This window comes from Algoriphagus lacus (genome assembly GCF_003583985.1).
GTDB classification, from domain to species: domain Bacteria; phylum Bacteroidota; class Bacteroidia; order Cytophagales; family Cyclobacteriaceae; genus Algoriphagus; species Algoriphagus lacus.
The window spans coordinates 130759-136987 of sequence record NZ_QXML01000011.1; the positions used below are offsets into that span (position 1 = coordinate 130759).

The 6229-nt window shown below is 44.1% G+C and carries 4 protein-coding genes; all 4 read left to right on the plus strand.

The genetic code is table 11. From position 1 onward, the window contains the following. Window position 1: 1 nt before the first annotated feature. On the plus strand, window positions 2-577 hold the full coding sequence (locus D0X99_RS17955; protein ID WP_119479243.1) for a phage tail protein: 576 nt from the start codon (window positions 2-4) through the stop codon (window positions 575-577). A gap of 4 nt (window positions 578-581) precedes the next feature. Continuing rightward, on the plus strand, window positions 582-1136 hold the full coding sequence (locus D0X99_RS17960) for a phage tail protein (protein ID WP_119479244.1): 555 nt from the start codon (window positions 582-584) through the stop codon (window positions 1134-1136). After that, a complete protein-coding gene (locus tag D0X99_RS17965) occupies window positions 1136-2272 on the plus strand; it encodes a hypothetical protein (RefSeq protein ID WP_119479245.1) in 1137 nt (378 codons plus the stop codon). The genes D0X99_RS17960 and D0X99_RS17965 overlap by 1 nt, the downstream gene beginning before the upstream one ends. A 79-nt stretch (window positions 2273-2351) precedes the next feature. Then, the coding region (locus D0X99_RS17970; protein ID WP_147392261.1) for a putative Ig domain-containing protein at window positions 2352-6229 on the plus strand (3878 nt) is incomplete at its 3' end.

Genomic DNA, 6229 nt, shown 5'->3' on the forward strand with positions numbered 1-6229 from the left:
TATGTCTGCTACCGAACAATTTGTCGCTCAGATTGCGATTTTTCCATTCAATTTTGCCCCTACAGGTTGGGCTTTTTGTGATGGTCAAATTTTGCCGCTATCTCAAAATACAGCCTTGTTCTCTTTACTTGGAACAACCTACGGTGGAAACGGAGAATCTAACTTTGCTCTTCCGGATTTCCAAGGTAGAGTTCCTATTCATCCAGGTCAAGGTCCGGGACTAAGTCTTCGTGACCTGGGAGAATTCGGTGGAGAAGATTCTGTTACCTTACTGGAATCAGAATTACCTGCACATACCCATTCAGTAACTGTTAAAATTCCTGCAGGAGGAACTGCCAATACAGACAGTCCATTGAATGCATTTCCTGCGACTTTTGCTGATGGAGCGCAGCTGGATGGCAAATCGGCTCTTTTCTATACTCAGCCTACTGATCCTAACCTTATTCAAATGGCAACAATCACTGCCGATATCAGTACTTTTCCGGCTGGAGCTAGCCTCCCCCATTCTAATATTCAGCCTACCCTTTTCTTGAATTTTTGTATTGCCTTGCAGGGTGTGTTTCCACCAAGAACTTAATACTATGCCTTACGTTGGAGAAATCAGATTATTCGCCGGTAACTTTGCCCCTGCAGGATGGGCTTTTTGTGAAGGCCAACTTTTACCCATTTCTGAAAATGAAACCTTATTTGTGCTTATCGGAACAACCTATGGAGGAGATGGACAAGAAACTTTCGCACTTCCAGACCTCCGAGGAAGGGTGCCAATTCACCAAGGTACAGGCCCAGACGGTGTTACCTACCAAATTGGTGAAATGGCTGGGGTAGAAGAAGTGACCCTGACAGTTCAGCAGATCCCAAATCACGCTCACAAGCTTAAAGGGCCGGGGATGGTGGCTTTTGGTTCTGGAGCTGGAAACTCCTCCAGCCCTGCTAGCCGATATCCGGCTATGGTTCCAGGTACTAACCTGTACAGCACCACTATACGAGATGGGGTTTTTATGGAAGACCCCACGGTCACTAACCCCTCCTCACTTTTGAGTTCAGTTGGTGGAAGTCAACCGCACAACAACATGCAGCCCTACCTTGCTGTGCATTTTATCATCAGTCTTTTTGGAGTTTTTCCTTCACAAACTTAATGAAGAACATAGGTATACTTCTTCCCAAATCAAGTACGCATCCCGAAATCGGGTACGACTTTTTTTTTGGGTTGAAGGGATATTACTCCAGCAAGGACCAAAGACCCGATTTCCAAACAGCAAATATCGGTTTTGGAATAGATGAGGATTTACTTTTCTCGGAAGCTGAACGCTTGTTTTTAGATAAAAATGTGGACGTTCTCCTCGTATTTGCCGAGCACCCCAAAGTGGATAAAATTTTCCCCTTGGCTTCATTATTCAAAAAACCAATGCTGGTCGTGAACCCTGGAGCAAAATACCCTGTCCAATGGGAAGCACCGGACTTTGTGACTTTTCTTTCCCTTCATGAAATGCTTTCAGCAAAAGTTGCTGCCAAATCTGCAGTCACTCAAATGGGGATTAAAAATGGAATCAATGCTACTAATTTCTATGACGGAGGATATGGTATAGGGGACAGTTTCTACCAAGGAAAAGAGTCCTCAGGAGGTCAGATCAAATATAATTTTGTTGGTAAACATCTGCCCTCTGAGTTTGATGCAAGACCTCTAATGGAATATTTGGATTCCTCTTTAGAGCCTCATCTGATCTTTTCAATCTTCACAGGTTCGGTTTTGGAGCTTTACCTGCAAGCAATGCAAACCTGTTCTAATTCCCATGTACTAGTCTGCTCCCAAATCATGGTGCATGAAATGATAAAGAAGAATCTCCATGACAAATCTTTACTCCCAAGGCTCTTTGCCTGTTCTTCCTTCGACCCGTCTACCTCTAATGACTCCTCTTTAGCCTTAAAAAAGTATCTCCACGATTTAGCCAAAAGAGAAATCAGCATCTTTTCTTATTTGGGTTGGGATGCAGGCTTGGTTATCGATGAGCTTTTGGATAAACAGGGTTTGGATTGGACCTCGGAAAAAGCCCAGCTGCAAAGTAATTTGCTAAATGGAAGTAGAGGAGATCTGGTCTTTCATGCTCTAACGGGCCACTTTCTTCCTCAATTGTACATTATCGATTGGTCTAATGAAGGAATTGAAACCAAATCGATCGAAGTGTCGGAAGTGGTAGTGGAATGGGAGGAATTGATATCTAATCGTGCCCAACCTCCTCAAGTTGGTTGGTTTAATACCTATTTGTGTTCTTAATCTAGTTTCGAGTGCAAAATTAAACCATCTAAGGTCTGTCTTTTTTCTGGTCGATTAGCTGGTTATTTTCTATAAAAACATGAAGCAACTATACAAGAGTTTTTGGCTTTTCATAGCCCTACTTTGGGTGGCTATTACCCCAACAATGGGCCAGTGCATTCTTTTTCCTGGAAACTTGGTTTTTTCGGGAGTAAACCTTGACGATGATGGGGTAGATGGCTCCCAAAAAAATGACCGCTTTAGTTTTGTCCTGCTTCAGGATGTGAGCGAGAATTTTGAAATCTACTTTACAGATTTAGGTTGGACGTCTTCTGGATCTTTCCAGTCCGCTACTCAAGCCTTGTCAGATGGAGCAATTAAGTGGACAGCTCCTGTTGGAGGAGTAGAGGCAGGAACACAGATCACCATCTCCGCGAAATTCAATCTTTCTGCTACCCTTGGGACAGTATCAGGAGTCCGGGCTACACCAAACAATTCTGGAGTGTATTTGGATCTTGGAATATCCGGTGATCAACTTTTTGCTTTTACAGGAAGCCTGGCTTCCCCTACTTTTATTGCGGGGGTCAATCTGAACCAAGCATGGACCTCACTTTTATCGGATAAGTTAACCTCCTCTGAATCATCCCTTCCCTCTGGCTTAAACGTATCGATTGTTCAAAATCTGAGTCTTACTAGCTCCTTTCAAAATGGTTTTACCAATGCTGTAATCACAGGAACCAGTTTCTCAGGATTATTCTCGGTTATAGTAGCTTCATTCAATTCATCAGCTAACTGGTCTTTCGATGAAACCTATTTACCGGATGAAATTCCCGCTGGATTTCAACTTCCAAAATCCATTTCTTTTTCTGTCACTCCTTTTAACTTCCTTAGCGCCCCTTCTGGCACTAATACAATTACCTATGGAGCCAATACCCAGTTTTCGGTAAATAAGATAGATATCCGAAACATCGTCACTTACCAATGGCAAATCAGTACCAACGGTGGAACTTCTTTTAATCCAATTACAGATGGAGGGGTTTACTCAGGAGTAGCAACCAATACCCTAGTTATTACCAAACCTCCTGTAGCCTATACCAACTATCAGTATCGAGTTTATGCAGTCGATGCATGTGGAAATGAAACCTTTTCCTCCGCAATCACACTGACAGTCAATCGGAAAACCTTAACTGCTATTCTGATTGGTACAATCCAAAAGGAAAGAGATGGCAACACCAATGCCATCATCCAGAATTCAAATTTGGAACTGAACGGAGTTGTTGGTAGTGATCAGGTTCAATTGGTCAATCCGGGAACAGGAACCTATGCTTCCGCTTTGCCTGGAACCAATATCCAAGTTTCCGTTTCTGGGCTTTCCATTTCCGGAACAGATGTGGCCAATTATTTACTAAATCCTACCACCGCCTCAGCAAATATTGGAATTATCGTCGACACTACCCCGCCGTCCGGATATACGGTGACCATCGATCAAGATCCAATCAATGAGTCAAATCAAACAGCAGTAAGTTTTTCATTGGCAAATGCAGAGATTGGAGCTACTTATCAATATTCTTTCAGTAGTTCAGGAGGTGGTACTCCTGTGAGTGGGTCAGGAACAGTTTCTTCAGCTTCCCAACAGATTACAGGAATTAATCTTTCAGGTTTGGCCCAGGGAACAATTACATTGAGCTTGACACTAACAGATCCTTATTCGAATACTGGGGCTCCAGCTACCGATAATAGTATCAAGTTTATTAATAGTCCCCCGACAATTTCCAATCCTATTCCTAATCAAAATGCCACCGAAGATGCGGCATTTGTGTTTCAATTTGCGATAAATACCTTCCAGGATACTGATAATCAAGAACTGACCTATTCTGCCCAACTCTCAGGTGGAGGTACTTTGCCCGCTTGGCTAGGATTTAATCCGGCAACCCGAACCTTCAGTGGTACTCCTGGCAATTCAGATGTTGGTATGATTTCCATCGCAGTGACAGCAGATGATGAAAATGGCGGAACAGTGACTGACACTTTTGACATCACCGTCTCAAATACTAACGATGCTCCAACTGTTGCCAATCCGATTTCGGATCAAAGTGCAACTCAGAATGTCGCCTTCAATTTTCAGTTTGGGGTAAATACCTTTAATGATACAGATGTTGGAGATGTCTTGACTTATACCGCCCAATTGGCAGGAGGGGGATCCCTTCCGGCTTGGTTGGCCTTCGATTCCCCAACCCGAACTTTCAGCGGCACTCCTTCCAACGCAGACATAGGAAGCATAACCATCGAACTTACTGCAAATGATGGAAATGGGGGAGCAATCTCGGATTCATTCCTTATTACCGTTGCCAATGTCAATGACGGACCTGTCGTCCTCAACCCGATTAACAATCAAAATGCCACCGAGGATGTAGCCTTCAACTTCCAGTTTGCATTAAATACCTTTCAGGATGTGGATGGTGATGACTTGACTTATTCAGCCCAACTTTCAGGTGGCGGTGCCTTGCCAACTTGGCTGAGCTTCAATTCAGCGACCCGCACCTTCTCCGGTACCCCGACAAATTCTGACGTGGGTACGGTAAGTATCGATGTGACCGCTGACGATGGAAATGGGGAAACAGTTACCGATACATTTGACATCATTGTCAACAATACCAACGATGCACCGACTGTTGCCAATCCGATTTCGGATCAGAATGGGACTGAAGACATTGCCTTCAACTTTCAGTTTGGGATAAATACCTTTAATGATATCGATGTTGGGGATGTACTGATTTATACTGCCCAACTTTCAGGAGGCGGATCTTTGCCTGGATGGCTAAGCTTTGACTCTTCCACCAGAACCTTCAGCGGAACACCGGTGAATTCAGATGTGGGCAACTTGGATATTGTGGTGACGGCAAGCGATGAATTAGGGGCCTCTGTTTCTGACACCTTTACCCTAATAGTGGTAGGTGTAAATGATGCTCCGGTGATTACAGCGCCATTTTTTATCCAGGTGACTGAAGATGTTTTGTCACCAATGACAGGAATCAGTATTGAGGATGTAGATTCAGGAACAGGAGAGATCACCTTGACCTTAAGTGTAACTTCGGGTGCGCTTTCCGCTACCTCCGGTAATGGGGTTACTGTGGGAGGAACAGCTAGTTCGCTTACCCTTTCAGGAAGCTTATCGGAACTTAATGACTTTATTTCGGCAGGTCAGGTGGGTTTTACGACAGCTTTGAACCAAACGGATCAAGTAGAGATGGAATTGGAGGTGAATGATAATGGCAATAGCGGAACAGGAGGTGCCTTAACCGACAACACGACCGTGAATTTGCTGGTTCTTTCAGTAAATGATCCTCCTGTAAACGTAGTTTCTGAGCCACAAACCGTGGATCAGGACGGAGTTTTAATTTTTAGCACTGCAAACGGAAATGCCATTTCTACCTCAGATGTGGAAACTGGGGATGGTCTTATTACAGTCACCCTTACTGCAATAAACGGAACGCTTACCTTGGGCGGAAGTACAGGAGTGACTACCAGCCCTTCGGATGGGATTGAGGATCCAACGATTACCATTTCAGGGACAGTTTCGAATGTTAATAATGCCATGAATGGCTTGACATTCAGACCTACTCTCGGGTATAACGGAAGTGCTAGCCTGACCATCACTTCTAATGATGGAGGGAAATTCGGACTTGGGGGTGTCCTAACAGATACGGATCTCATCCCGATCACAGTAAATCCAATCAATCCGGAAGTAACGGGCGTGACGGCAAGTAATGTAGATGGCTTGTACAAAATCGGAGATCAGATTTTTATTGTCATTAATTTCAGTCAGCCTTTGGTCGTGAATACATCAGGAGGATCTCCAACCCTAGGCTTGGAAACGGGTCTGACTGATGGATTAGCTAGTTATCTTTCAGGTTCTGGCTCCACGGCTTTGGTATTTACCTACACAGTGCAGGAGGGAAGTGTTACCTCCGACTTGGA